The sequence below is a fragment of the Dyella dinghuensis genome (assembly GCF_003977615.1).
GTDB lineage: Bacteria > Pseudomonadota > Gammaproteobacteria > Xanthomonadales > Rhodanobacteraceae > Dyella_B > Dyella_B dinghuensis.
This window is the reverse complement of sequence record NZ_RYZR01000008.1, coordinates 133016-158791: the sequence shown is the minus strand read 5'-3', so window position 1 is coordinate 158791 and position 25776 is coordinate 133016. Positions and strand designations below refer to the sequence as shown.

The 25776-nt window shown below is 60.6% G+C and carries 26 protein-coding genes; 6 read left to right on the top strand and 20 right to left on the bottom strand.

Annotated features, from left to right (window positions below):
• Positions 1–103 precede the first annotated feature (103 nt).
• The 4 genes from EKH79_RS17805 to folE all read right to left on the bottom strand — a co-directional run bounded on the left by EKH79_RS17805 (position 104) and on the right by folE (position 2984).
• Positions 104–610 carry a DUF1993 domain-containing protein gene (locus EKH79_RS17805; RefSeq protein WP_126675198.1) on the bottom strand — a complete coding sequence of 169 codons (507 nt, stop codon included), beginning with the start codon at positions 608–610 and terminating at the stop codon, positions 104–106.
• Positions 607–1959: a TCR/Tet family MFS transporter gene (locus EKH79_RS17800; RefSeq protein ID WP_126675197.1), complete on the bottom strand. Its 1353-nt coding sequence runs from the start codon at positions 1957–1959 to the stop codon at positions 607–609. The genes EKH79_RS17805 and EKH79_RS17800 overlap by 4 nt, the downstream gene beginning before the upstream one ends.
• A gap of 105 nt (positions 1960–2064) precedes the next feature.
• Entirely contained in the window at positions 2065–2382 is a 318-nt protein-coding gene (locus EKH79_RS17795; RefSeq protein ID WP_199754378.1) for an EF-hand domain-containing protein, read from the bottom strand.
• Positions 2382–2984 carry a GTP cyclohydrolase I FolE gene (gene folE, locus EKH79_RS17790; RefSeq protein ID WP_126675196.1) on the bottom strand — a complete coding sequence of 201 codons (603 nt, stop codon included), beginning with the start codon at positions 2982–2984 and terminating at the stop codon, positions 2382–2384. The genes EKH79_RS17795 and folE overlap by 1 nt, the downstream gene beginning before the upstream one ends.
• Before the next feature lie 179 nt (positions 2985–3163).
• Here folE and EKH79_RS17785 point away from each other — a divergent pair, with 179 nt between their 5' ends.
• The gene (locus EKH79_RS17785; RefSeq protein ID WP_126675195.1) at positions 3164–3982 is read left to right on the top strand and encodes a shikimate 5-dehydrogenase; all 819 of its coding nucleotides are present in this window, start codon (positions 3164–3166) and stop codon (positions 3980–3982) included.
• A gap of 465 nt (positions 3983–4447) precedes the next feature.
• Here the strand turns inward: EKH79_RS17785 and EKH79_RS17780 are convergent, their stop codons facing one another.
• On the bottom strand, positions 4448–5809 hold the full coding sequence (locus EKH79_RS17780; RefSeq protein ID WP_126675194.1) for a DNA recombination protein RmuC: 1362 nt from the start codon (positions 5807–5809) through the stop codon (positions 4448–4450).
• A gap of 98 nt (positions 5810–5907) precedes the next feature.
• Here EKH79_RS17780 and EKH79_RS17775 point away from each other — a divergent pair, with 98 nt between their 5' ends.
• A complete protein-coding gene (locus tag EKH79_RS17775; RefSeq protein WP_126675193.1) occupies positions 5908–6576 on the top strand; it encodes a Pr6Pr family membrane protein in 669 nt (222 codons plus the stop codon).
• Here the strand turns inward: EKH79_RS17775 and EKH79_RS17770 are convergent.
• Genes EKH79_RS17770 through EKH79_RS17755 form a run of 4 tightly spaced genes read right to left on the bottom strand, consistent with a single transcriptional unit; the run spans position 6548 to position 9667 of the window.
• Positions 6548–7741: a class I SAM-dependent rRNA methyltransferase gene (locus EKH79_RS17770; RefSeq protein ID WP_126675192.1), complete on the bottom strand. Its 1194-nt coding sequence runs from the start codon at positions 7739–7741 to the stop codon at positions 6548–6550. The two genes, EKH79_RS17775 and EKH79_RS17770, sit on opposite strands and share 29 nt — an antisense overlap.
• A 51-nt stretch (positions 7742–7792) precedes the next feature.
• Positions 7793–8230: a hypothetical protein gene (locus EKH79_RS17765; protein ID WP_126675191.1), complete on the bottom strand. Its 438-nt coding sequence runs from the start codon at positions 8228–8230 to the stop codon at positions 7793–7795.
• Between the two features lie 18 nt (positions 8231–8248).
• Entirely contained in the window at positions 8249–9196 is a 948-nt protein-coding gene (locus tag EKH79_RS17760; RefSeq protein WP_126675190.1) for a serine/threonine protein kinase, read from the bottom strand.
• 30 nt (positions 9197–9226) lie between these two features.
• Positions 9227–9667 (bottom strand): hotdog fold thioesterase, encoded by a 441-nt coding sequence (locus EKH79_RS17755; RefSeq protein WP_126675189.1) that lies wholly within the window; start codon positions 9665–9667, stop codon positions 9227–9229.
• 56 nt (positions 9668–9723) lie between these two features.
• Here EKH79_RS17755 and EKH79_RS17750 point away from each other — a divergent pair, with 56 nt between their 5' ends.
• Positions 9724–10809 (top strand): 2Fe-2S iron-sulfur cluster-binding protein, encoded by a 1086-nt coding sequence (locus EKH79_RS17750; RefSeq protein ID WP_126675188.1) that lies wholly within the window; start codon positions 9724–9726, stop codon positions 10807–10809.
• Here EKH79_RS17750 and EKH79_RS17745 read toward each other — a convergent pair whose 3' ends face one another.
• The 3 genes from EKH79_RS17745 to EKH79_RS17735 form a co-directional block, all read right to left on the bottom strand.
• Positions 10810–11253 carry a rhodanese-like domain-containing protein gene (locus EKH79_RS17745; RefSeq protein WP_126675187.1) on the bottom strand — a complete coding sequence of 148 codons (444 nt, stop codon included), beginning with the start codon at positions 11251–11253 and terminating at the stop codon, positions 10810–10812. It abuts the gene before it with no gap.
• 101 nt (positions 11254–11354) lie between these two features.
• The gene (locus EKH79_RS17740; RefSeq protein WP_126675186.1) at positions 11355–11795 is read right to left on the bottom strand and encodes a hypothetical protein; all 441 of its coding nucleotides are present in this window, start codon (positions 11793–11795) and stop codon (positions 11355–11357) included.
• 26 nt (positions 11796–11821) lie between these two features.
• Positions 11822–12304, bottom strand: coding sequence for a YiiD C-terminal domain-containing protein (locus EKH79_RS17735; RefSeq protein WP_126675185.1), 483 nt, complete (start codon positions 12302–12304; stop codon positions 11822–11824).
• Positions 12305–12386: 82 nt separating this feature from the next.
• Here EKH79_RS17735 and EKH79_RS17730 point away from each other — a divergent pair, with 82 nt between their 5' ends.
• From EKH79_RS17730 to EKH79_RS17720, 3 genes are read left to right on the top strand one after another with little or no spacing between them, the layout of a single operon-like run.
• Positions 12387–13172 (top strand): uroporphyrinogen-III synthase, encoded by a 786-nt coding sequence (locus EKH79_RS17730; protein ID WP_126675184.1) that lies wholly within the window; start codon positions 12387–12389, stop codon positions 13170–13172.
• Between the two features lie 30 nt (positions 13173–13202).
• Positions 13203–14321, top strand: coding sequence for a uroporphyrinogen-III C-methyltransferase (locus tag EKH79_RS17725; protein WP_126675183.1), 1119 nt, complete (start codon positions 13203–13205; stop codon positions 14319–14321).
• Positions 14318–15577, top strand: coding sequence for a heme biosynthesis protein HemY (locus tag EKH79_RS17720; RefSeq protein WP_126675182.1), 1260 nt, complete (start codon positions 14318–14320; stop codon positions 15575–15577). Before EKH79_RS17725 ends, EKH79_RS17720 begins: the two co-directional genes overlap by 4 nt.
• Before the next feature lie 280 nt (positions 15578–15857).
• Here EKH79_RS17720 and EKH79_RS17715 read toward each other — a convergent pair whose 3' ends face one another.
• From EKH79_RS17715 to kdpF, 8 genes are all read right to left on the bottom strand, one after another.
• Complete coding sequence (locus EKH79_RS17715) at positions 15858–16556, bottom strand: response regulator (RefSeq protein WP_126675181.1); 699 nt, start codon at positions 16554–16556, stop codon at positions 15858–15860.
• Complete coding sequence (locus tag EKH79_RS17710; protein WP_126675180.1) at positions 16553–19210, bottom strand: sensor histidine kinase; 2658 nt, start codon at positions 19208–19210, stop codon at positions 16553–16555. Before EKH79_RS17710 ends, EKH79_RS17715 begins: the two co-directional genes overlap by 4 nt.
• Before the next feature lie 217 nt (positions 19211–19427).
• Positions 19428–20006, bottom strand: a complete 579-nt coding sequence (kdpC, locus tag EKH79_RS17705) for a potassium-transporting ATPase subunit KdpC (protein ID WP_126675179.1) — start codon at positions 20004–20006, stop codon at positions 19428–19430.
• 10 nt (positions 20007–20016) lie between these two features.
• Positions 20017–21495: an outer membrane beta-barrel protein gene (locus tag EKH79_RS17700; RefSeq protein WP_126675178.1), complete on the bottom strand. Its 1479-nt coding sequence runs from the start codon at positions 21493–21495 to the stop codon at positions 20017–20019.
• 63 nt (positions 21496–21558) lie between these two features.
• The gene (locus tag EKH79_RS17695; protein ID WP_126675177.1) at positions 21559–21759 is read right to left on the bottom strand and encodes a hypothetical protein; all 201 of its coding nucleotides are present in this window, start codon (positions 21757–21759) and stop codon (positions 21559–21561) included.
• A 12-nt stretch (positions 21760–21771) separates the two neighbouring features.
• Entirely contained in the window at positions 21772–23844 is a 2073-nt protein-coding gene (kdpB, locus tag EKH79_RS17690) for a potassium-transporting ATPase subunit KdpB (protein ID WP_126675176.1), read from the bottom strand.
• A 35-nt stretch (positions 23845–23879) separates the two neighbouring features.
• A complete protein-coding gene (gene kdpA / locus EKH79_RS17685) occupies positions 23880–25682 on the bottom strand; it encodes a potassium-transporting ATPase subunit KdpA (RefSeq protein ID WP_126675175.1) in 1803 nt (600 codons plus the stop codon).
• Positions 25679–25771 carry a K(+)-transporting ATPase subunit F gene (kdpF, locus tag EKH79_RS17680; RefSeq protein WP_115496368.1) on the bottom strand — a complete coding sequence of 31 codons (93 nt, stop codon included), beginning with the start codon at positions 25769–25771 and terminating at the stop codon, positions 25679–25681. The genes kdpA and kdpF overlap by 4 nt, the downstream gene beginning before the upstream one ends.
• Positions 25772–25776: the final 5 nt, after the last annotated feature.

The following is a 25776-nucleotide window of genomic DNA, read 5'->3' as shown; positions in this document are numbered from 1 at the left end:
TGTTTGATGCAGGGCGAGTTGCTCGATGTGCCCATTGCGGGCGACAGCATCAAGAGACGCTGTGCAGGGCGAATGATTCGCCCTGCACGCGAAAAGAAAAGCCTTACGCTTTACCGATGAAATCGTTCTTGCCGATGTTCGTGCCAGCCACGCGCAGAATGTTGTAAGCGGTGGTGCAATGGAAGAACACGTTCGGCAGTACGAAGTGCAGCAGATAGGCCTGACCTTCGAACTTCGTTTCGCCATTGCGTGACGGAACGACGATGGCACGCGTTTCGCTGCCGTCGATCTGCTCGGGCTTGAAGCTCTTGATGTAATCGACAGCGCGGTCGATGCGCGAAATCAGCTCATCGAACGTGGTTTCGTTGTCTTCGAACTTCAGCGGGTCGACGCCTGCCAGACGCGCGGCAGCGTTTTTGGCCATGTCGGTAGCAATCTGCACTTGCTTGACCAGCGGCAACATGTCGGCGATCAGGCGGCTTTGCAGCATCACCGAATCTTCGACCTTCTTGTCCTTGGCGTGGGCCTGACCTTGCTGCAGCACGTGCTTGAGGTTGCCGAGTGCGCGCAGGAAGACAGGTACAGCGGTCTGGTACATCGAAATGCTCATGGGGACGACTCCGTTTTATCGGTGTGAAGAGATTCGCCGGCCACTTCACCAGCCAGTGGCGAGAGTTCGCACGCCATGGCAGCGGAAGGTTCCGTCGAAGAGGGGGAATGGGACGCTTGCACGTGTTGGATTGCGTAGTACGCGATGATCGCCGCGATCGCCAGCAACGACGCGGCGAGCACAAAGGAAACGCCGGGCAAATGGATTGGCGCGTGATCGCTGATAAACAACGCGAAAAGGTTGGCGAACAGCGCCGGTCCGAAGATGCCGGCGAGACTGGCAAGACTGGTTAGTGCACCTTGCAGACGACCCTGTTCGTGCGGATCGACTTGCTGCGTCATCAGCGCCTGTGCGGGCGGTCCGGAAAGGCCTCCCAGGCAAAGGAACGGAATGCCGAGCAGGAAAACCCAGCCCACCGAGGACAGGCCAAAGAACATATAGCCAACCACGCAGAGCGTCAGGCCAATCATGATCAGGCGTTTTTCGCCGAGCCGTGGCATCAGTTTGCTCACCAGTACCGCCTGCACGAGACCGCTGCACAGACCCACCAGCGCCAGCGTGTAACCCACGGCCTGCGGGCCCCAGCCGTAGCGGTAGTCCGTGTACAGCACGTAGGTGGAGTTGAGCGAGAACTGCGCCAGATTGATCAGGAAAAACACCGCGGCCAGCGCAAACACCTGCGGATAACGGCGCAGCAAGACGAGCGCGCCGAACGGATTGGCATGGCTCCAGTCAAATCGTTTCGTGCGCTTCTCCAGCGGCAGCGATTCGGGTAACACGAAGAAGCCGTAGCAGAAATTGGCGAGCGACAGCACCGCCGCCGCCCAGAACGGCAAGCGCAGGCTGAAATGACCAAGGAAACCGCCCAGCGCAGGGCCGACAATGAAACCGACGCCGAACGCCGCGCCCAATGCACCAAAAGCCGCCGCGCGTTTTTCCTTCGGCACGATGTCGGCGATATACGCATTCGCCGTCGAGAAACTTGCCGCGCAAATGCCGGAAATGCCACGGCCGATGAAAAGCAGCCACAGCACTGGCGTTATCGCCATCACGATGAAGTCGATGCCAAGCCCGAAGCTGGAAATCAGAATCACCGTGCGCCGGCCGAAGCGATCGGAAAGCGTGCCCTGGATCGGCGAGAACACGAATTGCATCAGCATATACAGCGTGCCGAAGAAACTCGTCCACACAGCTGCGTGCGCGATGCTGCCGCCGCTCAGTTGCACGACCAGGTGCGGAAGCACCGGAATGATGATGCCGAAGGCCAGCATGTCCAGCATCACCGTCACGAAGATGAAAGACAGCGCGGCGTTGTGGCGGCGGGTGACGGTGGTCGGAGCGGAGTCCATGCAGTGATGTGTACGGAAAGGTGGAGCGCGAACGATAGCCGATGACACTACCCTTGGCATGGGCTGAAAGTGTGCGAAACGCCGCAGGGAAGCCGGCTGTAGCGGTTACATCGGCGGCTGGGCCAGTTCCCGTGGGCTCAGGTAGCCATCGTGGTTGCGGTCTAGCTTGTGGAATTCGCGCCGCAGGTTGTCCTGCCACTGCTTGAGGGTGACCGGGCCGCCGCGGCCGCCGGGCAGTTCGTCAGATTCGAGAATGCCGTCGTGGTTGCGATCCAGGCGGTAGAAGCCCTGGCTCATGTACGTCACATACTCGTCTTCGCTGATGCGGCCGTCGCCATTGGTATCCATGGCATGGAAAAGGTCCGTCCCCTGGGCCAGCACCGCGAGCGGTAGGAACAGCAGCGCGGCGGCCAAGGCGCGCATCAGCGCCGGCCGCCGTGGATGCCGATGAAATCCAGAAACTCGGCGCGTGTGCGTGCATCGTCGCGGAAGCTGCCGAGCATCTGGCTGGTAATCATCGATACGCCACGCTTGTGCACGCCGCGGGTGGTCATGCATTCGTGGCTTGCGTCGACCACGACCGCCACACCGCTGGGATGCAGGTTGTCATGGATGCAGCGGGCGATCTCCGCCGTCATCTTCTCCTGCACCTGAAAGCGTCGCGCGTAGGCATCGACCACGCGCGCAAGCTTGCTGATGCCGACCACACGATTAGTGGGCAGATAACCTACGTGCGCGCGGCCGATGATCGGCGCCATGTGATGTTCGCAATGACTTTCGAATTCGATATCGCGCAGCACGACCATTTCGTCGTAACCGGCCACTTCCTTGAAGGTGCGGCGCAGGTACTCACCCGGATCGATCTCGTAGCCGTTGAACCAGTCCTTGTAGGCTTTGACGACGCGTTTGGGCGTATCGATCAGGCCTTCGCGCGACGGGTCTTCGCCCGCCCAGCGCAAAAGGACGCGCACGGCTTCTTCGGCTTCGTCGCGGGTAACCCCGTTGGATGTGTGGTGCTCGCTCATGCGGCTTCCTTGAAACGTGCTCAGGCGGGTAAGTGTAGCGCTGGCGTCAAGCCTGCCGGCTCAGGATGGTTCACGGACTGGCCTGGCGAGGTGGGTATGCTTGGCGGGTTCGCTGGAGATTCGGGCCGTTTTGGCCGGTTTCAATGGCGGACCTTGCCGACTGACCCAGAGCCCGCGACATGCCTCGTTCGATCAACCGCGACACCCAGCTTTGCATGTCCCTGTCCGGGCGCCCGGGCAACTTCGGAACGCGCTTTCAGAATTTTCTGTATGAGGCGCTGGATCTGAATTTTGTCTACAAGGCTTTTACGACGAAGGATTTGCCTGCGGCGATTGCGGGCATCCGCGCGCTGGGGATTCGCGGTTGCGCGGTCTCGATGCCGTTCAAGGAGGCATGCATTCCGTTGGTGGATGAAATCGATGCGTCGGCGCAGGCGATTGCGTCGATCAATACGATTGTCAATGACGATGGTTTATTGCGTGCGTACAACACCGATTACATCGCGATACGGAAGTTGATCGAGCGTTATCGTATTTCGCCGGATACGCGTGTGGTGTTGCGTGGTAGTGGAGGGATGGCGAAGGCTGTGGCGTGTGCGTTTCGTGATGCTGGATTTATGTCGGGGTATGTCGTTGCGCGTAATGAAGAGGCAGGGCGCAGATTGGCGGATATTTGTGGGTATGCGTGGGCGGCTGATGCGTCCGGATTGAACGCGGAGTTATTGGTGAATGTGACGCCGATTGGGATGGAGGGTGGGGCTGAGGCGGATACGTTGGCATTTAGCCGAGAGGAAGTCGAGGCGGCGCGGATGGTGTTTGATGTGGTGGCGTTGCCGGTTTTGACACCTCTTGTGCGGTTGGCACAGTTGCTCGGGAAGCCGGTTATTACGGGGGCAGAGGTGATTGTGTTGCAGGCGGTGGAGCAGTTTGTGCTCTACACAGGGGTTCGCCCGGATGATGCGCTGATCAAGCGAGCTGCTGCACAAGCGCTAGCTTGAACCAGCGCCGTCAAATTCACCTCAACGGTTATCCCGTCATTCCGGCGAAGGCCGGAATCCGGTGACTGTATCGCTTGGTTGATGCGATATCGCCGGTGGGCTCGCTTACGCGGCGGGCGTTTCGCCCGTCTGCCGACGGACGAGTCACTTTTCTTTGCGTGCCCAAAGAAAAGTAACCCAAAGAAAGGGCACCCCGTATGCGGTGCTCTCCGGGCTTCGCCCTCCGAGACCGTGAGACGGGGCCGGGCTTTTCGACAGGGCATCCTGCCCTGGCGAAAAGGAATCGGCATCCATGCCGATTCCCCTGCGGGCCTTTTCGTCCCCGTCTCACTCACCGCATAAGGGGCTCGAAGATCAAGAGCGGTGCGCTTCGCGCACTTTTTGAAAAAGCGAACAGCGGAAAGCCGAAGCTGAAAACCCGAAGTTGAAAGGCCAAAACTGAAAAGCCAAAACGCGGGCAGCGACCTATTGGTCTTCAGCGATCTCTTCTTCACCCGCCACAGAATCACCAAGCAATTGCTGTGTTTGTTCACCGGGCAGCAATTCCACATCACGCAATTTGCGCTCGATAGCGCGCGTGCGGGTAGTGGTGGTGTCGAGGTGTTTGCCGGCTTCGTCGAGTTTTTTGCGGACGGTTTTCAGCACGTCGCCGAATTTGCCGAATTCGTTTTTTACCGCGCCGAGCAGTTGCCACACTTCGCTGCTGCGTTGCTGGATGGCAAGCGTGCGGAAGCCCATTTGCAGGCTGTTGAGCAACGCCGAGAGCGTCGTAGGGCCGGCGATGGTGACGCGTTGTTCGCGTTGCAAGCTTTCGAACAGGCCGGGGCGGCGGATGATTTCGGCGTAGAGGCCTTCGGTGGGCAGGAAGAGGATGGCGAAGTCGGTGGTGTGGGGCGCGGCGATGTATTTGCTGCGGATGGTTTTGGCTTCGTCGCGTATGCGGCGTTCGAGCATGTTTGCAGCGCGTTCGACGCCTTCGGCGTCGGCTTGCTGCTGTGCGTCGAGCAGGCGTTCGTAGTCTTCGCGCGGGAATTTCGCGTCGATGGGTAGCCACACCTGGCTGTCGCGCTCGCCACCTGGGAGCTTGATGGCGAATTCGACGCGTTCGTCGGAGCCAGGAACCGTGGCGACGTTCGAGGCGTATTGCTCGGGCGTGAGCATTTGATCGAGCAATGCTGCGAGTTGCATTTCGCCGAGAATGCCGCGTGTCTTAACGTTGCTGAGCACGCGTTTCAGGTCGCCGACGCCGCTGGCGAGCGATTGCATTTCGCCGAGGCCGCGCTGCACGGCTTCCAGTCGTTCGGAGACGAGCTTGAAGGATTGGCCCAGGCGCGTTTCGAGCGTGGATTGCAGTTTTTCGTCGACCGTTGCGCGCATTTGTTCCAGCTTGGTCGCATTGTCTTGCTGGATGGCGCTGAGCTTGGTTTCCAGCGTGGTGCGAACTTCACCGAGGCGTTTTTCGTTATCGGCGGTGAGTTCCTTCAATTGCTGCTGCTGTTGTTCGCCAAGACGGGCGAGCGTGACGGTGAGTTCTTCGCGGCCGCGGCGTGCGTCTTCGGTGAGTCGCTGGTTGAGTGACTGAATGCTGGTGTCGGTGCGTTCGGTCAGTGTGTCCAGCCGCTGGCCGAATTGCAGGAGTGTTTGACTGAGTTCGCTGCGGCCGGCGCGTTGTTCTTGCGCCAGCGCTTCGCGCAGATGGCGGTTGTCGTCCTTCAGAGCGTCGAGGCGGGCGTTGAGGCCTGCGTCGCCGCGGCCGCGCAGCAAAGTCACGACCTGCAAGATGAGCAGGACAATGAGAAGAATCAGCAGAATATCGATCAAAGGCATGGGTGATTCCGGGCTGTCTGGGCACAGTTTACCCGCAGGCGTATCAGTCCCTGAGATTGCGGGTAGTATCGGGCAATCCTTACGGATTGGGGGGTGTCATGGCGACATCGGGCAAAGCAGCCAAGGCGTTGCTTGGTTTGACGGCGGTGGTGGTGTTCGTCGCGTTGGCGCTGCAGTTTTACCTTTCCCTGCGTCTCGCTGAAGCGAATGGCAAATCGATTGGCTACGGCGTGGTGCTGTATCTGGGCTTCTTCACCATCACGACCAACTTATTGGTGCTGCTTGCTTCAGTGGCACCAATGATGGCCCCGGCGTCTTGGCTGGGCCGATTTTTTGTAAGACCGGTCGCGGTGGGCTGGGTGGCGACCAGCATTGCCTTTGTCAGCGTCGCTTATTTTCTGCTTTTGCGGCATGTGTGGAAGCCGCAAGGTTTGCAGTTGATCGCCGATGTGCTGCTTCACTACGTGGTGCCGGCGCTATACGTGCTTTTTAGTTTTGTCGCGTTGCGCGCCATGCGGCTTCGTTGGGTGTTACCCTTTTGGTGGAGTATCTATCCGCTGATTTATTTCATTTACGCGATGGTTCGCGGTGAGGTGATCGGCGCTTATCCTTACGGTTTCATCGATGCGTCGGCACTGGGTTACGCCACGACATTTCGCAATGCGGTTTTTCTGTTGATTGCGTTTCTCATGCTGGCTTACTTGCTGATTTTGCTTTGGCGTGTGGGTGCCGAACCGCTCAGTCGATCCGACAAAACACTGCTTTGAGATAGCGGCTTTCCGGCACATCGGCACGCACCGGGTGATCGGCACCCGCGCCGCGCGTTTCCAGTATCTGTATTTCGCGGCCTGCATTGAGTGCAACACGGCGAAGCATCTCAAGAAAATCCGCCTCGCTGACCAGGCCGGTGCACGAACACGTCAACAATAAGCCGCCCGGTGGAATCACGTCGAGTGCGAGGCGATTCATCGCGAAGTATTTCTTCAACGCGTCCATCACCTTGGTGCGGTCGCGGGTGAGTTTGGCGGGGTCGAGGATTACCGCGTCGTAGTGCTCGCCGCGCGCGATAGCCTGACGGAGCCAGTCGAAGATATCGGCCTGTTCGAAACGCACATCGACATGGTTCGCCGATGCATTGGCGCGAGCGATTTCCAGAATACCCGCGTCCATGTCGACGCCGATTGCTTCACGCGCACCGCCGGCTGCGGCGTGTACGGCAAACCCGCCTGCGTTGCAGCACAGGTCGAGCACGCGCCGGCCGCGCGCAAGTTCGGCGAAGCGTTGACGATTGTCGCGTTGATCGGCAAAGAAACCGGTCTTGTGCCCGTAACCCGGCGCAGCATGAAAACGCAGGCCGTGCTCATGCACTTCCACCGGAGTGGGTGCTTCCATCGCGCGACAGTCGAACGATTCCTGCTTTTGCACATGGCTTTCGGCAAACCAGTACAGGCGTGCGCCAGGAAACTGGCGCAGCAGCGCGGCATGGATCGCGTCGCGGAATTTCCACATGCCGGCGGCGAAGTATTCGATCACCAGAATGTCGTTGTAGCGATCCACGATAAGCCCGGAAAGACCGTCGCCTTCGCTGTGCACGACGCGCCATGCGTCGGTAACCGCATCGAGCTTCAGCAACTCGCGGCGAAGCGTGACGGCACGTTCGATGCGTGCCGAGATCCAGTCGGCGTCAATCGATTCACTGGCATCTGTGGTCAGCAGGCGCAACGCAATACGCGCGTGACCATTCCAGAATCCGCGACCGACAAAACGGTTCTTCGCATCCACCACATCGACAACGCTGCCGGGCGGAAGGCGTGTTTCGGGTTTGTTGACCTGCGCCGACCACACCCATGGATGTCCCGGGGTGCGGTCGGATTTGAGGCGGATAACTGGCAGATCGGTCACGGACCTGGCAACGGGCGACGAGCTATTCATCCCGCCATGATAACCCGCCATGCGCGAAGGGGCCGTTTTGACAGGCGATTCTTAGCGAAGCTTGAGGATCAGCCAGGAAAGCAGGGCCAGCAGGTTGACGCCCAGGTGCGACACCGCCGGACCGACGAATTGCAGAATGAAGCCCTCGCTGCCGAAATGCCACCCGATATCCGGGTGAGTGGGGATATGCAGCGTGGTGTATAGGTTCACAAAGCCGCCGCAGTGAAAGCCGTAGCTGAAGACCGGCGTGGCGATCAGCGGCAATTGCAATAACTGCGCGATGCTGGAGAGACGAACGCCGCGTTCGCTGTTTTCAATCAGCAGAACGCCGGCCACCAAGACGAACACGTACAACGCCAATTCGATGAGCCCAATCGCCGCAGTGCGCAAGGGTCCGATTTCCAACAGGCGAGGCAGTACGCGCGCCAAACCATAAAAACCGCCCGCAACTTCCAAAATGCCGATGAGGCGAAACAAAATCTGGCGCATTCAATACCTCGTGTATCGTTATTCGAGTTCTTCCGCCTGCTCGTGCAGGTCGGTGATGTGTTGTTCCCACCAGCGCGGTTCGGCGGCAAACGGGAACGCGGCGGGAAAGGCCGGATCCTGCCAGCGCGCCGCGATCCAGCCGGCATAATGTACTTGTCGCATGGCACGTAGCGCAGGAATGAGTGCAAGTTCTGCGTGATCGAAATCACGCATCGAACCATAACCTTCAAGCAGCGCATCCATCGCGCGCTGATCATGCGCAAGCATCCATAAATCCTGCACGGCCGGCCCCATGCGCGCATCGTCCAGGTCGACGAAGTGCGGGCCTGCGTCCGTCCAAAGTACATTGCCCGGGTGACAATCGCCATGCAATCGCAGCGTACGCACTGGGCCGATTGCATCAAAGCGCGCGGCGACAGCATGATCCACACGCTCTACGGCGCCACGATAACGATCGATCTGCGATGCGGGAAGCAGGTGGGAATGAAGCACGGCGTGCATCGGCGTTTCAATCAAGGTTTCGCGATCGATTCTGCCGCGATACACGAAAGAAGCGCGCGCACCGACCGAGTGCATGCGCGCAATCAACCGGCCCAGCCATTCCAGCTGATCGGCTGATTCCAGCGAGGGCGCGCGCCCACCACTTCGGGGTGAGAGCGCATAGCGATAACCGTCGTAATGCAGCAGCGTGCGGCCGGTGTAAACGCTGGGTGCGACAACCGGAATCTCTGCATCGGCGAGTTCCTGCGCGAAGGCATGTTCTTCCAGAATGGCCGCGTCGCTCCATCGGCCGGGCCGATAGAACTTTGCGATCACCGGCGCGTCATCTTCCACGCCGACTTGCCAGACCCGGTTTTCGTAGCTGTTGAGCGCGAGCAGCCGGCCGTCGGGCCATAAGCCACAGGCATTGACGGCATCGAGCACGAGATCGGGCGTAAGGCGCGCATACGGCGTTTCGTCAGTCATCGCGACGCCGTGCAAAGGGAAGGCATGGCATCAACGCGAACCTACGGCAGTGGCGGGCACCACCGCCATCGTCAGGCGTGAAATGCACACGAGCTTGCCGTTTTCGTCCTCAATGCGGATTTCCCACACCTGCGTGGAACGGCCCAGATGCAGCGGGCGCGCCGTACCGGTCACCGTTCCGCTGAGCACGCCGCGCATGTGATTGGCGTTGATATCCAGACCCACCGCGCGTTCCTTGGCCGAATCCAGCGTGAGCATGGCTGCCGTGCTGCCGAGCGTTTCGGCCAGCGCCACCGAGGCGCCACCGTGCAGCAGGCCATAGGGCTGATGCGTGCGGCGGTCCACGGGCATGGTGCCCTGAAGCCAGTCGTCGCCCATGGCGGTGATTTGGATACCAATCGCCTCCATCAGCGTGTTGGTGCTCCAACCGTTGAGGCTGGCAAGGTCGATATCCTGTTTCCAGATGCGCATACGTTGATACTCGCCTGATCAGCCCGCATTGTCCGCCGACCACCCCAGCGGCGACAATGCAGGATCGCTCAGGTCACCTCAACGTGCATACCGTTACCCTCTCCAATTCCGGCCGCCGTTTCGACGTACTGCCCGGCGAAACCGTGCTGGAAGCGGCGCAGCGCGCGGGTGTCGCGCTGCCGTATTCCTGCCGCGCCGGTGTGTGTGGCAGTTGCAAGGCCACCTTGATCGAGGGCCGTTGCGACTATCCGCGCAATCCGCCTACCGCGCTGGATGTGCATGATCGTGCGCGCCACGCCGTTTTGCTGTGCCAGGCCGTGCCATTGACCGATCTCGTCGTGGCGGCACGTGAAATCACGTCGGTTGAAGACGTGGCGCGTCGGCAACTCGATGTGCGTGTAACGCGTAAATGGCAGCTCGCACCCGATGTGATCGGCTTGCATCTGGAACCCAAGGCAGGCGAGGCGCGATTGAACTGGTTGCCTGGTCAATATCTGGATGTTTTGCTGGAAGACGGCCGCCGCCGGCCGTTTTCGATTGCGAATGGCCCGCAAGCCGATGGCACGATCGAGCTGCACGTTCGCCACGTCGCGGGCGGCGGGTTTACATCATGGGTGAGCGACGTGCTCAAGGAAGGCGACACGCTGCGCATCGAAGGTCCGCTCGGCACCTTCGTGCCGCGTGAAGATTCGGAGCGGCCCATGATTTTCATGGCAGGCGGTACCGGTTTTGCGCCGGTCAAAGCCATCGTCGAACACTTTCTCGCGTTAGGTACGCGCCGCGCGATAAACGTCTATTGGGGCGCACGCAGTCCTGCGGATTTCTATCAACGCTCGCTTGCCGAACAGTGGGCGGCCGCTACGCCGAATATTCGCTTTCACGCGGTGCTTTCCGATCCGGAATTGGCGCGCCGTGATGGCACGCGCGAAGGGTTGGTGCACGAAGCGGTGCTCGACGATCATCCGGATCTTTCCGGCCACGACGTCTACATGAGCGGGCCGCCAGCGATGATCGATGCCGGACGAAAATTGTTTACCGATGCCGGTCTGCCCGAAGACCGGCTTTATTACGACTCGTTCGATTACGCACCCGACGTGCTGGCGCAGATTCTCGCCGCACGCGCGGGCATCAACGAAGCCTGATCAGTTGCGGCCTTTCGCCGTCGGCAATTGCGCCGCCTGCCACGCCAGCACGCCACCACCCAGGGTGTAGACGCGCGTAAAGCCCGCCTTGATGAGTCGCTGCGCGGCGCTGTCTGTGTTGCGGCCGTCTTTGTCCATCACTACGACAGGCAACTCGCGCGCTTTCGCCAGATCCTTGTTTTCCGGATCGAACTGGCTCATAGCCACGTGCTTGGCGCCGGGTACATGCATTTTTTCGAAGTCGGCGCTCGCGGAAAGATCGATCAACAGCGGGGTATCGCGATTGATCAGCTGCGTCAGGCCGGCCGGCGTCAGCTCCGTGTATTTGCGCATCCACACCATCACCTGCGTGACAAACAACGCGAGGATCACCGCCACCAATAAGGCGACCAGAAACAAATGGTTGCCCACGAACTGGGGCAGCTTGTGCATAAAATCGTTCATGGACCATCCACGGGCGCGGACAGGCCGCGCGGTTGCAGGTAAACGGCAGATTATACCTGCGCGACGGGCCTTGGGCTTGTCCGGCGAGCGGGGTTCAGGCCTCAATAACCGTTGGGGTTTGGAGGCGCCGTTTCGTCGAGATTGGGCAGCCCTGTTTCCAGCCACCACTTGTTCTTCGCCTGGTCGTACTTCCAGACCTGATGGTCGATGATGTGGCGCTCGGCCTGTGTATGAATGTTGACCAGGCCGATGTTCACGGTCTGCCGGATCTCGTTGGGGTCGCTGCCTGCAATCGCGCCTGTGCCTTCGTCGTAGTCACTTACGCGTAACTGAGTGAAGCGTTGGCGATCAAAGTCGGTGATGGGATGTGCATCGCGCACTTTGGGATCGACGAACTGCTGGGCGGCTTCGAAGCCATCCCAACGCACCGCGTTGGCGTATTCGAGTAGGGTGTGGTCGAGCGAATCGCTGCGCTTATCGGTGGCGCAACCGGATAACAGCAGCACGGTGGACAGCACCAGCGGACCGACAATTCGACGCATGAGACGAGCCTCCCCTTCAGGACAACCTATTCTGCCGCAGTCGTACGACGCTTCGCCACGAACTGTGCCTCAAGGGTAGCGGCCGGCTTGCCCTCTTCACCGGGAATCTGACACGTTACGCCGATGCGCGCACGGCCGCGTGTAGCGAGCGTGGCGAAGAAGGTGGTCCAGTCGGCGTGCGCTGCGGGCTGTGCTTCGGCCTGGAAGTCCTCCCACACGGGACTCAGGTAGCGCACGGTCGATTCGCCCACGTACACATCGCAATCTTCGCCGCGCTGGCGCAGCGCCAATTCGACGAGGCCCCAGCCGGTCAATGTCATCAGGCTGACGAGACTGCCACCAAAGGCGCAGCCTTTATCGTTCACGTTGGGTGCCAGCGGGCTGCGAAGGGTGAGCCGCTCGCCATCGTAATCCCCGAGTTCGAGTGCCATGGCCCGCGCCAGCGGAATGCCATCGTGAATAAATGCGACCAAGGCCTGGGCGGCGGTATGCAAAGCGGGTTTGTCCATCGAACATCAACAGGGAGGGGAGGTGAGACGTACAGTGTAGACGCTACACTCCAGACCCAACCCAGATACCGGCGAAACGGGCGTGAGCGCGCAGTCTTCACAACACGGCAGTTCACTGGCCGGCTGTACGGTTGTGATTACCCGACCGGCGGGCACGGGCGGGTCGCTGGCGCGGCGTGTTCGCACGCTTGGTGCTACGCCATTGCTCTTGCCTGGACTTTCCCTGCGTGCGATGTCCGATGTCGACACGGCACGCGCGCAATGGCAACAGGCACAGCGCGATGACCTGCTGATTTTCACCAGCCCCGCCGCCGTGCGATATGCCACGGCGCTATCGGCGCTGGATACACATGCCAATGTCGTCGCTACCGGTCAGGGCACATCGCGCGTGTTGCACCAGCACGGCGTGGATGCGCAAGTCCCCACGACACGGCAAGACAGCGAAGGCGTACTCGCATTGCCGGCGCTGCAATCCTTGCAAGGCCGGCGCGTGGCGCTGATTACCGCACCAGATGGCCGCGGCCTCTTGCAGGAACAGCTCGCCAAACGTGGTGCGACGGTGCGCGAGGTGCACGTCTATACCCGCGGCGCGCCGCGATTGAACCGGCGTCACATCGATGCCGTCATGCAACTTCCCAGTACCGCCTGCGTGCTCTTTTCCAGCGCCGAGGCCATGCGTCATCTGCTGACACTTCTGCCCGCCGCCGCGCGTGACCGCTTGCGCCGCGCGGTCGCTGTAGTGAGCAGCGAGCGGATCGCGGAGCTTGCGCGTCTGGACGGCTTTTCGCGGGTCGAACTGGCCACGTCTGCCCATTCCGAGGATTTGCTGGCCGCCACTGTCAAAATCTGTTCACGCATGCCCCACTAAGCCGGCCGCGGGGGCTGTTAGCATGCGCGCATGAGCCAGGACGACCTCACCCCCGAAAGCACCCCCGCCGCGCCCAAGAGCGTGCCCTCCGACAGCCCGCGTGCCAGCCGGTCAGCGACATCGTCGCGTTCGACGGGAGGCACGCTGGCGCTGACCCTGCTGATTGCGTTGATCGCGCTGATCGGCGTGGGTTACGTGGGGTGGAAGCAATGGAAGCTCACTCAGATCAGCACCGTCGCGCTGCGCACGACGACAGGACTGGAAGATCGCGTCACGGCCACCGAGCACGCGCTCACCGCCGCCAATGGCCAGGACACCGTGCTGCTGCAGCGGTTGAACGACGGCGATCAGGTCAATCACTCGCTGCGTGAGGAATTGCTCGCGCAGGACCAGCGTGTGCGCGATCTGGAAGAAGCCGTCGGCCGGCTTTCCGAAAAGACGCTATCCGGTCAGGACGCGATGCGCTTGGATGAAACCGAATCCCTGCTACGCATGGGCACGGAGCGCTATACGCTGTTCCACGATGCACAAGGTGCCGCGCAGGCGTACGCGCTTGCATCGCAGACGCTGGCCGGTGTGAACGACAACGCGTTCAACGGTGTGCGTCAAAGCATCGATGCCGAGCACGATGCCTTGGTGAAGAGTCAGGTCGCCGATCGCGAACAGTTGCTCGATACCGTGATGCAGCTGCGCAACGATCTTCCCAATCTTCCGCTGAAACCGTTGGACGAACCCGTCACGAACCAGGACAACGGCGTGTGGGCGCGCATCGTGCGCGGCTTGCACAGCGTGATCCAGATTCAGCGCGATAACGGTGCACCCGTCGATATCGCCGATGCGCGTATTGCGCGCGAGCTCATTGCGCTCGATCTGGCGCAGGCGCAGGCGTCCTTGCTCGCATGGGACGACAACGGTTGCACCGCGGCACTCAAGCGCGCCGATGCAGGTCTCGCCACGCAATTCGATCCGCAATCGGCGGCGGTGCAACAAGCTCGCGAGCATCTGGCCACGATGAGTACTCAGCTCAAGCCGGCCATTCCGGTAAAACTCGGCGGTGCATTGAGCGAACTGCGCAATCTGCGCGCTGTGCACGCACTCAAACCCGATAGTGGAAGCAGCGCCGTTGCACCAGCAGGGAACAAGCCATGAAGGTTTGGCGCTGGATTCTGCTGCTGGTGATCGCCGCCGCGGTGGCAGCTTTCTGCTGGCATTGGGTGGCGGAAGATCCCGGCTATGTCTTGATCCGCTTTCGCGGTGTCACCGCGCAGACCAGTTTGCTCGCTGCTGTCGTGTTGCTGGTGCTCCTGTGGGCAGCGATCAACGTGTTGTGGCGTGTCGTGCGTTGGCCGTTTGGTGCCTTCTCGCGCCGTCATCGCCGCGTCAGTCAGCAGCGGCTTGCGGACGGTCTTGTGGCGTTGATGGAGGGTCGCCATGGCGATGCCGAACGCGACCTCAACCGTGCGTCGCGTCTGGACATGTTGCGTGGCCCTGCGTTGCTTGCTGCAGCAGAAGCGTCATCGCGTCGCGGTGAGCACGGGCGTGCGTTGGAATCATTGGATGAAGCTGCCCAGGTTGCGCCACGTGCTGCGCGTGTCCTGCGTGCACGCGTCTTGCGCCGCGATGGCAAACCCGCCGAAGCACTGGCGCTGCTCACATCTGAAGCCGATAGCGGCAGTTTGAGTCCGGGTGGCTGGCGCGAATATGCGATGGCGGCGCTGGCCAACGGCGATACGCGTCGCGCGCGCGAAGCACTCGATCCGTTGCAGAAAAGCGGCGTGCTCGGCACGCGTGCCTACAACGCACTCGAAACGCAGATTCTCGTCGCCAGCCTCAACGGTGCGGGCGATGGCGCCGTGCTCAACGCGTTGTGGTCGTCGTTGCCGAAATCGCAGCGGCGCGCACCTGCCGTTGTCGACGCTTACGCCCGCAAAGCGGCCGCGTACGGACTCACGCTTCCGGCTATGGATGAAGTGGAATCCGCGCTGCGTCGCGAATGGTCGTCACAGTTGGTCGAGACCTACGGCACGCTCGCGGGCGATGATCTGGAAGCGCGGTTGCGCCGCGCCGAAAGCTGGTTGGATGGGCATCCCAATGATCCGAGCCTGCTGCTCGCGCTGGGTCGCATGTGCGTTCGCCTGAAGATATGGACCAAGTCACGTCCGTACCTCGAACGGTCGCTGGCGCTGGCACCCGGCGCGAATGCGTGGGAAGCCCTTGGTGATACGTATACCGGCATCGGCGACACCGGCTTGGCGCAGCGCTGCTATCGCAACGCCATCGCCTTGGCACGTGGCGACAATGCCGAACCGTTGCCCGCTGCGGATGTGGTGGGTGGACGTTTGGACACGCGTCCCATCGCTATCGAAGAACGCGATGCCCATGGCGTGCCGCGATTGCGCGAGTAGCGCAAATCATTTCGCCGTAAATCTCGTCTTTGTCTGATGAGTGTGCGATGGGGCCTGCATTTAAGCCCCGTCCGATATTTCGCTGTCGTGCTTCGCCTTACATTCCACTCGCTGCTTGGCGCCCTCACAACAAGCAGCTGTGTGTGGAGCATTGCGAACACGGATGTTTTTTCATTTGTAAAGCGCGAATCACAAGACGGGTTTTGCACATCCAGCGTTATTCCAATCCCCGGTAACCCATGTGCCGGGGATTTTTTATGTGCGATGAAGTTGAGGCGTCTTATTGGCCGCCAGGCAGAAACCGATAACCCACGCCGGGCTCAGTTTTCAACCATCGCGGTGTGGCGGGGTCATCGCCGAGTTTCTGCCGAAGTTTGCCAAGCACTATGCGCAGATAATGCGTGTCCTGCACATGTGTGCCGCCCCATATCTCACGCAGCAATTGCTGTTGACTGACCACGCGTCCGGCATGACGCACGAGCATCGCAAGTACCGCGTATTCCTTGCGCGTCAATGCCAGCGGCGCACCATCAAGCGTCACTTCGCGCAAACCCAGATCGATATGCAGGTGCCCGTCGTCGTAGCGTGGTGGCGCCTCGGCACCGCCAACCCGATTGCGCATCAATGCGCGCAGTCGTGCCATCAGCTCCTGGATACCGAAAGGCTTGGTCATGTAATCGTTGGCGCCGGCGTCCAGCGCCTTGACCTTTTCCTGTTCGGTATCGCGCACGGACAGCATCAGTACGGGGACTTGCGTCCATTGGCGCAGTTCGGCCAACACGTCGTGCCCTTCGCGATCGGGCAGTCCGATATCCAGAATCACCACATCCGGATCGCGTGTCGCTGCGAGCGCCAGCCCTTCCGCCGCATTGGCGGCGAGCAACACGTCATAGCCCTCGGCGCGCAGACCGATATCGAGAAATTTGCGGATCTGCGTCTCGTCATCGATGACCAAGGCGCACGGATTGGCAGCAGTCATGGCGTAGGAGGCGTGGGGAGGGGCAGGCTGATGCGAATGGTGGTCCCAACGCCTTCGCCGGGCAAGGCCTCCACGCTGCCGCCGTGCGCGCCGATCATGCCGCGGCAGATCGCCAGGCCCAGGCCGGTGCCCTGCGGCGCGCGGTCGCCGCGTGCGACGGAATAGAACATGTCGAAGATGCGTGCGCGCTCTTCTTCGGGAATGCCGGGGCCGCGATCGATCACGTCGATAAACAACCGGTCACCGGCTACGCGCACCACCACACGCACGGCTTCACCGGGCGGTGAGAAACGCGCGGCATTCTCCAGGATATTGAACAGCGCCTGCTCGATCAATGCCGGATGCACAAACAACAGCACCGTTTCGTTCGGCAGCATGCAATCCACGCGCAATTCGGGGAACAGTTTGCGCAAACGTGTCACCGCGGAGGCGACGATTTCCTCGGCGTCGGTCCAGTCGCGATTGAGCTTGAGTGTGCCGTGACCCAGTCGCGTCATATCGAGAAGATTCTGGATATAGCGATCCAGGCGTTGCCCTTCGCCCAGAATCGCGTCGAGCAATTCCTGCCGTTCGCCTGCAGGTAATTGCGCCCAGTAACTGGAGAGCGTGCCCGCTGCACCGATCATCGATGCCAGCGGTGAACGCAGATCGTGCGAAACAGACGAAAGCAGGGCATTGCGCAAACGCTCCGTCTCGCCTTGTACGCGTGCACCTTCCAGTTCCGACGCCAGACGCGCGCGCTCCAGCGCCTGACCGATATCCTGCACCATCGCCAGTGCGAGACTGCGGCGTTCGATATCCGGCGCATTGCCGTTTTCAAATCGCAGTGCAACCACGCCAAGGCGACGATCTTCGCTGCCGAGCGGCAACATCCAGCAGCGTGCGGCGTTCAGCGTATCGGTAAAACGGCCCGCCGCTTCGGCGTGCTGTTCGCACCATTCCGCAGCGGCGAGGTCCTGTGCCGTCAGTTTGAGTTCGGGCGTGCTATGTGCGGCAATTTGCAGATGATGTTCGACATCGCGCGCGAGAATCGCCGCCTCGCATCGCAAGCCGTGCGCTAGTGCGGCGGCGCCCACTTCGCGTGCGCCGTTCGCATCGGCGCTGGCCGTCAAACGCTGGCCGAGCGTGAGCAGTGCGTGCGATTGATCATGCGCGGCGCGCAGCGATTCCACCTGACTGGCGAGACGCGTAGCAAGCCGGCTGCAAATCAATGCGACCGCTAGGAATAGGGTCACCGCGAGTACGTCATCCGAATTGGAGATGGCCAGCGTGTAGCGCGGCGGTGCAAAGAAAAAGTTGTAGCCGAGAAAACACAGGATCGCGGTGTAGACTGCTACCGCCATGCGTGTGCGCACCGCGACGGTCATCACTGCGGTGAGGAAAATCAGCGCAAGATTGGCGACGGATAGGTAGCGATCGGCGACAAATGCCAGTGCGATGGCGACCGCTGTGACAACGGTCGCAAAGATGTATTCGTCGCGCCGCCCTCGCGCTGGCATTAGGCGCAATCGCCGGCGTGCCTGTGCGCGCTCTGTCGGTGTGGCAACGATCGTTAACTCAAGATGCGCACCACGACGAAGCAATTGTTGCGTCAGTGAGCGTCCAACCATGCGCGCAAGCAGGCGTTCGCGTGTGCGGCCGAGAATAATCTGGCCAACGCCTTCGCGGTCGGCGTGCAACAGCAGCTCATCGGCAATCGCATGTCCGCGCAATACGGTGGCATCGCCGCCAAGACGACGCGCGAGACGCATCGCCGTATCGACACGCTCACGCCGCGCGTTGTCCAGCGCTGCGCCGGTATCGACAAACACAACGCTCCATGGCGCGCCACGGCGCTCGGCAATGCGCCGCGCAATGCGCACCAAGTATTCGCTTTGCGCATGCCCGTCGATCGCTGCCATGACGCGCCTGCGCACGGGCATCGCACCGCCGCGCGCCAGCATGTGCTCACGCAGATCGCTATCGACGTGGCCCGCAACGGTATCAACCGCCAGCTCGCGCAATGCACCGAGGTTCGTCGGCGAGAAGAACGCATCGAGCGCGGCCGCTGCCGTCTCCGGCATATAGACCTTGCCTTGCCGCAGGCGTGTAATCAGCTCACGTGGCGGAAGGTCGACGAGTACGATATCGCGCGCACGATCGAGAAAAGCATCGGGAACCGTCTCGCGCACCGTAATGCCAGTAATACGGCGCACCTGATCGTTGAGGCTTTCCAGATGCTGCACATTGAGCGCGGTGTAAACCTCGATACCTGCATCGAGCAACTCGGCGATGTCCTGCCAGCGCCGTTCATGCCGACTGCCAGGCACATTGCGATGTGCGAGTTCGTCGACCAGCAGAATGTCCGGCTTGCGCGCGAGCGCGCCATCGACATCGAATTCGGTGAAATCGCGGCCTTGATAGTTCAGAACCAGTCGCGGCAGAACTTCGAGGCCTTCGAGCAACGCCGCTGTTTCAGCGCGGCCGTGCGTTTCCACCAAGCCGATTACCACGTCGACGCCCTGTCGTTTCAACTCGCGCGCAGCCGAAAGCATGGCGTAGGTCTTGCCGACGCCGGGAGCTGCACCAAGAAAAATCTTCAGGCGCCGATGGCTGTCTTCCTGCACGACATCGAGCAGGGCATCGGCGCGTGCGTCACGGGATGTTTCGGTCATGGGCAGTCATCGAGTTGCCGATGGCGGGCATCATGCGCGCAATGCTTTGCGAAAGCGACTGTCTTTCCTTCTGTCATCGCAGGCGGTTGGAATCCAGTAGCGATGCAGCGGGAGCTTTGTGCAAATCACGTCGGCACACTGGACTCCGGCTTGCGCCGGAATCGCTGCAGAGGAAAGTCGCCGTCCCTGGCGTTGTGACATCGTCGGAAATGCCATGTCAATGCACCTGCTGGCTGTCCAGCGCGAGATTCAGTTGCAGGACATTGACGCGTAGTTCGCCAAGCAAGCCCAGCTGGCGGCCTTGCGTGAACTGCGCCACCAACGTCTGCACTTGCTGCTCGCTCAAGTGCCGCACACGCGCAACGCGTGCTACTTGATATTGCGCAGCCGCGGGGCTGATTTCAGGATCAAGGCCGCTGCCCGATGCGGTAACCAGATCTGCCGGTACCGGCGCCGTATTACCCGGATCGACCTTGCGCAGCGCATCGATGCGTTGCTGCACGGCATCGCGCAGCGCGGTGTTGGTCGGTCCCTGATTCGAGCCGTTTGACGCGGTGCCGTTATTCGGCTGCGGTGTCGTGGCCGACGGACGGCCCCAGAAATACTTGGGGTCGTCGAAATACTGGCCGATCAGTTCGGAACCGATCGGCTTGCCGTCGCGTTCGATCAGGCTGCCGTTGGCTTGGTGCGGAAACAGCACCTGCGCCACACCGGTGGCGACCATCGGATAGATCAGGCCGGTGATGACGGTCATCACCACCAACATGGTTAGTGCATTGCGAATCAACCGACCCATGGCGGTTACCTCAGTAGTGAATGATCGCGTCGAGCACGGCAAGGACTTGATAGTCTTTCCGGCCGCCGTTGTATGCGTTCTCGTCATACGAATGGTCGTAACGCAGTTCCGGCTGAATCTCCAGATCCTGCGAAACCCAGTGTGTAATGCCGATCGTATGACTGCTGTAGCGCGTGGCGAAACCCGTGCGCTGACCTTTTTCGTCGTTGTAGAACTCGTTGCGGAACGACAGCATGTTGTTGGTGTTCAATTCGAAGTTCAGATAGTTCACGACGCCGAATTCGCCCGCTTCGCCCGGCACCGGCGACGAGCCGGCAACACCCGGCGTGCCACCGGGGCCATAGCCCGGAATGGCGCGGCCATACATGCGGTAGGCCTCGGTCAGCATATGGAAGCGCTGACTGAAACGATGGCCCCACGTCGTGACGTACATCTGCACGTTGTTGTAGTTGTAGTCGGACTTGTTCCAGTTGTTGATGCAGGGGTAAAGCATGTCGTTGTTATCGGCCGATACCCAGCGCACGCAGGTTTGCAGCGACGGGCGAGCGGATGAATTCCACGGCGCCGTGTCATTGCTGGCATTGATCCCGATCTGGAATGTCCACTGGCTGCTTAGCTTGGTCGTTGTCATCACGCCGGTCTGCGTGTACGGATCGACCGTGTACAGAATCGAGTGAGTCACCAGATAGTTCTGCGGTGAGAACTGTGCTTCGATATCCGGCAGCGACAACCAGCGACCGACGCGAATGACCATGCCTTCCGCAACCCACGGAATGTAGATATCGCCGTAGAAAAGCATCGGATCGTCGCCGTAAATCTTGCCGTTGCTCGGCTGGCCCGGCGCGGGATTGTTCAGCAGCTGATTGCTGAAGATGCCCTTGGTCACGGTGTAGTGATAGTCGTAGCCGTATAGATTGGAAATGTCGAAACCCCAATCGATGTGATCGGTCTGCACCGTGTCTTCGACACGCGTGATGTTGGTAACGAGTTGGTCCAACTCAACGCGATTGGGGCGCGTGTTGTAGGACACGGGGAAGTTCGAAAAGTTGGACGTACTCGCATTGGCCGCCGGTGTCACCCAACCGAAAACTTCGATGCGATTGCGCTGCATCCAATTACCGACCTTGGTGCAAGCCAGTGCCTTTTCCAACGGATAGGTGGAATTGGTATCCGGCACGCCGATCGGCGCGGGTACGCCACCCATCTGCCACTCCGAATTGGGGAAGGGCGGCGAATCGAACGGCGCATCCATCGCGCGGCGCGCAGGTGCAGGCGAACTCGAGGAAGATGGTTGCGCATCTTCGCGATAGGCATCGGCAAAGCGCGTGAAGAAACCATGGCTGCAATCGCTGCTGCCCGCTTGGGCGAGCGCCGTCGGAGCAGGACCGGCCGGCATCACGCTGACGTTGGTCGATTGCGCCAACACTTGCTGCGACAACGGCGCGGCGGCTAGCAGGATGGAGGTGACAAGAGCCTTCTTGACGTACATAACTTCCTCTCAAACGAGTCACTACTGGGACGGCATCGCCCCGTAGCGACGCCGATTTTTTTGTCAGATGCCGGCGTAACCGCCAAGCACGTATTCGTCTTCTGCCGTCAGTGGCGCATCGGTGGCTGTCGCGGCTCCCCTTGGCTGCCCGCGTACCGGCAGTTCTATCACCACATCGCAATCGGAATCATTTGACGTGACACGTAATTCCATCTGCGGATGGTCAGCATCGGGTAACGAAACGGACAGTTTCACGGTTTGCATAACAACGCCTCCTCAGGCGAGTCCAAACAGAACCAACAGCATGTCGATCAACTTGATGCCAATGAACGGCACCACGATGCCGCCCAGGCCATAGACCAATAGATTGCGGCGCAGCAGTGCACCGGCACCGAGCGCGCGGTACTTCACGCCTTTCAATGCCAGCGGAATCAGGAAAATGATGATCAGTGCGTTGAAGATCACCGCCGAAAGGATGGCGCTCTGCGGTGTCGCCAGCTTCATCACATTCAGCGTGTTCAAGGCCGGATAGGTGGTGGCAAACGCGGCTGGAATAATCGCGAAGTACTTGGCCACGTCGTTGGAGATCGAGAACGTGGTCAGCGAGCCGCGCGTAATCAGCATCTGTTTGCCAATCTCCACCACTTCGATCAGCTTGGTCGGATTGGAATCCAGATCCACCATGTTGCCGGCTTCTTTCGCCGCCTGGGTGCCGGTGTTCATCGCCACAGCCACGTCGGCTTGTGCGAGAGCGGGGGCGTCGTTGGTGCCGTCACCGCACATCGCGACCAGGCGGCTTTGCGATTGCATGGAGCGGATCAGCTTGAGCTTTGCTTCGGGCGTCGCTTCTGCGAGGAAGTCGTCGACACCGGCTTCGGCGGCAATCGCTGCGGCGGTGAGCGGGTTGTCGCCCGTCACCATCACCGTCTTGATGCCCATGCGGCGCAATTCGGCAAAGCGTTCCTTGATGCCACCCTTCACGATGTCTTTCAGTTCGATCACACCAAGTGCGCGGTCGCCTTCGGTGACGATCAGCGGCGTCGCGCCGCGGCGTGCGATGTCTTCGGCCATGCGCTTCACAGGCGGCGGAAGATGACTGTTGAGACTTTCCAGATAGCGTTCCACAGCATCCAGCGCGCCCTTGCGAATGCGGCGCTCGCCCATGTTTACGCCGCTCATGCGCGTCTGCGCGGTGAACGGAACGAACTCGGCGTGCAGCGATTCCAGCTCGCGCTCGCGCAGATTGAAGCGCTCCTTCGCCAGCACTACGACGCTGCGGCCTTCCGGCGTTTCGTCGGCGAGCGACGCAAGCTGTGCCGTATCGGCGAGGCTGCGCTCTTCGACGCCCGGGGCCGGATGAAACGCGACAGCTTGACGATTGCCGAGCGTGATCGTGCCGGTCTTGTCCAGCAGCAACACATCGACGTCGCCCGCCGCTTCCACGGCACGGCCGGATGTCGCGATGACGTTGGCGCGGATCATGCGATCCATACCGGCAATGCCGATCGCCGACAGGAGCGCACCAATCGTGGTGGGAATCAGGCAGACCAGCAGCGCGATCAACACGGTCAACGTGATCGGATTGCCTTTACCTGCCACCTGCACGCTGTAGATGGAGTAGGGCAGCAGCGTGGCGCAGGCCAGCAGGAAGATCAGCGTGAACTTCGCCAGCAAAATGGTCAGCGCGATTTCGTTCGGCGTCTTGCGGCGCGACGCGCCTTCCACCATCGCAATCATGCGATCGAGGAAGCTTTCGCCCGGGTTCTTGGTGATCTTCACGACAAGCCAGTCCGACAGTACGCGCGTACCGCCAGTTACTGCACTGCGATCGCCACCGGCTTCACGAATGACGGGTGCGGATTCGCCCGTGATCGCGCTTTCATCGACGCTCGCTGCGCCGGCGACCACTTCGCCGTCGCCGGGAATCTGCTCGTTCGCATCCACCAGCACGTAGTGGCCGGTGCGCAATTCGCTCGATGGCGTGAACACAATGGGAGCATCGCGCTTGGGTTCGGCCAATTTCTTGGCGATCACGTCCTTGCGCGAACTGCGCAGTGCGGCGGCTTGCGCCTTGCCTCGGCCTTCGGCCAATGCTTCGGCGAAGTTGGCGAACAACAGCGTGAACCACAACCAGATGCTAACCCAGAAGATGAAGGCGGTCGGCGCCTCACCGTGACCGGCAAGTGCCTGCACCCATAACAAGGTGGTGAGAACACTGCAGACGAACACCACGAACATGACCGGATTGCGGAACTGCAACCGCGGCGAAAGTTTGCGGAACGCATCCGCAACGGCTCTCCAGATCAACGTGCGATCGAAGCTGCTAACGGCGTGTGTATGCGAAGTCATGGAATCAGAATTCCTATTCAATCAGCCCGGAGGGATCAGTGCGCCGACATCAGATATTCGGCGATGGGACCGAGCGCGAGCGCGGGCAAAAAGGTAAGTGCGCCGACGATGATCACCACACTGGCCAATAGCGTGACAAAGAGTGGCGTGTGCGTAGGCAGCGTGCCGGCCGATTCGGGTACATGCTTTTTCGCGGCGACGGAGCCCGCCAGTGCAAGCATCGCGATCGCCAGCGTGTAGCGTGCGAAGAACATGCATACGCTCAGCATGACGTTCCAGAAGGGAATGTTCGCGGAGAGCCCACCGAACGCGCTGCCGTTGTTGTTGGTAGCCGACGTCACCGTGTAGAGAATTTCGCTGAAACCGTGCGCGCCCGGGTTGCCCACGGTGGCGGTCGCGGTTGGCATCATCACGGCGATAGCAGTGCAGATCACGACGAGCGCGCAGGGAATCAGCACGGCGAGGCTCGCCATCTTCATCTCGTAGGCTTCGATCTTCTTACCCAGGTATTCCGGCGTGCGGCCTACCATCAGTCCTGCAATGAATACGGCGACCACCGCAAAGGCCAACATGCCGTAAAGACCCGAACCCACGCCGCCGAAGATCACTTCGCCCAACTGCATCAACCACATCGGAACCAAACCACCGAGCGGCGTGAGCGAGTCGTGCATGTTATTCACCGCGCCGCAGGAAGCAGCCGTGGTGATGGCCGTAAACAGACTGCTCGCGACGATGCCAAAACGCGTTTCCTTGCCTTCCATATTGCCGCCGGATTGCAAGGCCGATGCGTGCTGATCGATCGACAGCGAATGCAGTATCGGATTGCCACTCTGTTCGGCAGCCGTTACGCCAATGACAAGCGGAATGAAGATCACCAGCATCGTGGCGAGAATCGCCCAACCCTGCCGACGGTCGCTCACCATCTGACCGAAGGTGATGCAGAGTGCGCCCGGGATCAGGAAGATCGCCAGCATTTCCAGGAAATTGGAGAACGGTGTCGGGTTTTCGTACGGATGTGCCGAGTTGGCACCGAAGAAACCACCGCCGTTGGTACCCAGCATCTTGATCGCAATCTGCGATGCAGCCGGACCCATCGGAAGGGTTTGCGTGGTGGTTTGTGCAGGTTTGGTTTCCGGATTACCGGAAGCATCCTTGACCGGATTGCCAGCCGAGTCGGTCACCGGTTGGGCGTACGAGCTGGTCTGCACCACTGGCACGTCCACATACGGCTTCAAGTTCTGGATGACGCCCTGCGAGACCAGCAGCATCGCCAGCAGGAACGACAGCGGCATCAGCACATAAAGCGTGGTACGCGTCAGATCGACCCAGAAGTTGCCGATGCCCTTCGTCGTCTTGCGCGCAAAACCACGCACCACGGCGATCAGCACCGCGATGCCCGTCGCTGCAGACAGGAAATTCTGCACTGCCAACGCGGCCATCTGCGTGAGATAGCTCATCGTCGACTCGCCGGAGTAGGCCTGCCAGTTGGTGTTGGTGACGAAGCTGATGGCGGTATTGATCGACAGATCCGGCGAGAGTGCCGGAAAGTGCTGCGGATTCAGCGGCAGCCACTGCTGCACACGCTGGAAAACATAGACCGCAACCATGCCGCACACATTGAAGACGAGCATGGCGATGGCGTACTGCTTCCACCCCATGTCTTCATTTGCTTTGATGCCGCAGAGGCGATAAATGAAGCGCTCCACGCCACCGCCCAGACGCGTGACGCGATTGGGTTCGTCGGCGTACACATGCGCCATGTAGCGGCCCATCGGTTTGACGAGCAACAAAAGGACGACCAGAAAGATACCGATCTGGATGAAATCATTGGCAGTCATTCGAACCACTCCGGTTTCAACAGCGCCACGCACAAATAAACCGTCAAAGCCACCGCGATGACGGCGGCCAGTCCGTAGAAAAAGTTCATGGGAT